Source organism: Streptomyces pseudogriseolus, from assembly GCA_002154585.1.
Classification (GTDB): Bacteria; Actinomycetota; Actinomycetes; order Streptomycetales; family Streptomycetaceae; genus Streptomyces; species Streptomyces pseudogriseolus.
On record MUNG01000458.1, the window covers coordinates 1 to 2,260 of the forward strand.

Annotated in this window: 3 protein-coding genes; 2 read left to right on the forward strand and 1 reads right to left on the reverse strand. The window is 73.1% G+C overall.

Translation table 11 applies throughout. The features are described from left to right. On the reverse strand, positions 1-749 hold a 749-nt coding region (locus CCN29_RS30875; protein WP_442538578.1), incomplete at its 3' end, for a hypothetical protein. A 79-nt stretch (positions 750-828) separates the two neighbouring features. Here CCN29_RS30875 and CCN29_RS30880 point away from each other — a divergent pair. Both CCN29_RS30880 and CCN29_RS30885 read left to right on the forward strand, forming a co-directional pair. Beyond that, positions 829-1,023, forward strand: a complete 195-nt coding sequence (locus tag CCN29_RS30880) for a DUF3046 domain-containing protein (protein WP_006130038.1) — start codon at positions 829-831, stop codon at positions 1,021-1,023. A gap of 59 nt (positions 1,024-1,082) precedes the next feature. After that, on the forward strand, positions 1,083-2,260 hold a 1,178-nt coding region (locus tag CCN29_RS30885; protein WP_442538579.1), incomplete at its 3' end, for an AI-2E family transporter.

A 2,260-nucleotide genomic window follows, 5' to 3' on the forward strand; every position in this document is an offset into this window, starting at 1 on the left:
GCGCCGGGGGTGTGACCGGGGGCGTCAGCGGGGGCGCTCGGCTGTGCTTCGGATGCGGCCGGTGGTGCGGCCGGTCGTGCGCCCGGGCCGTCCGGGTCCAGCACCACCAACCCCTCCCTGCGCACCAGACGGCCCAGCCGCTCGGCGGCCGCCTCCGCGCGGGCGCGGTCCGGCGCGTGGTCCAGGAAGATCACGGCGGCCTCCACGTCCTCGGGGCGTGCCGCCTCCAACGACTCCACGGCCCGTCGGCAGAAGTCGGTCGCGCGGAACAGCCACGGGTGCCACACCTCGTTGCGGTGCAGCAGCCCGGTCATCGGCGCGGTGGCCGACAGCGCGCCGGGCAGCCGGGCCGCCCCCGCACCGCTCCCGGCCGGACGCAGGGCGGTGAGCACGGCGGGAAGCGCGCCCTCCGCCGTCGAGACGGACGTCAGATACCGGCACACGTCCTCCGCCCGGCGCGCGTCGCAGCGCCCCACGGCGTCCAGCACGTGCAGCGCGCGTGCGGTGTGCGCGGGGTGGCTGGCCGGTCCGCGCAGGGCGGGCTCCAGGGCGTGGCCGTAGCCGCCGTCGTCGTTCCGGTACGCCTCCAGGGCGGTCTCCACCGGGCCCGCGGCGCCGTCGCGGAAGTGATGGGCGAACAGGCGCTGCTCCAGCACGCGCGCGGTGCGCCACACGAAGTGCTCCGCGCGCGCGAGCGGGCCGTGCGGAGGGGACACAGGGGTGAGCGGTACGGCTGCGGTGTCGGCCATGGCACCGACCGTAGGGGCACGGCGGAGCCCCGCAGGGCCCGTGGCACGGCGCCACCCCCGCAGGCGGGATACTGGGGGCATGCGGTTGACGGTTTTCTGGGAGCGCATGACGGAGTACTTCGGCGCGGGCTACGCCGACACCTTCGCGCGCGACCATGTCATGTCCGAACTCGGCGGACGGACCGTCCACGAGGCGCTGGCGGCCGGCTGGGACGCCAAGGACGTCTGGCAGGTGGTGTGCTCCGTCATGGACGTCCCCCGGGAACTGCGCTGATCGTCACATGACACCCACGGGGGCGGACAGGTGTCGTGGCCGTGGGTGAAACTTGGGCCGTGGCAGCCACCGACGAGACCGGGCCCGCGGGCCAGAACACGACCGTGCCCGGCACGCCCCCGCCCGCCGGCCCGCCGGTGGATCCCGTGCCCCGGGCCAGTGCGCGGATGCCGCGATGGCTGCCGCGCGCGATGGTGCTCGCGCTCGCGCTGATCGCCGTCTTCCAGCTCGGCAGCTGGGCCTTCCACCAGCTCACCGGGCTGCTGATCAACGTGCTGATCGCGTTCTTCCTGGCGCTCGCCGTGGAACCCGCGGTGAGCTGGATGGCCGCGCGCGGGGTGCGGCGGGGACTCGGCACGTTCCTCGTCTTCGTGAGCGTCCTGGTCGTGGGGGCGGGGTTCGTCACGCTGCTCGGCTCGGTGCTCGCGGAGCAGATCATCAAGATCGTCGAGGACTTCCCGCAGTACCTCGACTCGCTGATCAACTGGATCAACGTCCACTTCCACACCGAACTGCGGCGCGTCGACATCCAGGAGAACCTGCTGCGGTCCGACTGGCTGCGCACCTACGTCCAGAACAGCGCCACCGGCGTGCTGGACGTGTCCGCCCAGGTGCTGGGCGGGCTGTTCCGCCTGCTGACCATCGGCCTGTTCTCGTTCTACTTCGCCGCCGACGGGCCGCGGCTGCGCCGCACCATCTGCTCCGTGCTGCCGCCGGCCCGGCAGTCCGAGGTGCTGCGCGCCTGGGAGATCGCCGTGAACAAGACGGGCGGCTACATCTACTCGCGCGGCCTCATGGCCCTCGTCTCGGGCCTCGCGCACTACGTCCTGCTCGAGTTCCTCGACGTCCCGTATGCCCCCGTGCTGGCCGTGTGGGTGGGGCTGGTGTCGCAGTTCATCCCCACCATCGGCACGTACCTGGCGGGCGCGCTGCCCATGCTGATCGCCTTCACGGTGGGGCCCTGGTACGCGGTGTGGGTGCTGGTGTTCGTGGTGGTCTACCAGCAGTTCGAGAACTACGTGCTCCAGCCCAAGCTGACCGCCCGGACCGTCGACATCCACCCGGCGGTCGCCTTCGGCTCGGTCATCGCGGGCACCGCCCTGCTCGGCGCGGTCGGCGCCCTGGTCGCCATCCCCGCCGTCGCCACGCTCCAGGCGTTCCTCGGCGCGTACGTGAGGCGGTACGACGTCACCGACGACCCGCGGGTGCACGGGCACCGCGGCTCGTCGGTGACGTC

Coding starts and splice junctions, on each gene's coding strand:
- CCN29_RS30880 (WP_006130038.1), top strand. CDS start 829: ATGCGGTTGACGGTTTTCTGGGAGCGCATGACGGAGTACTTCGGCGCG.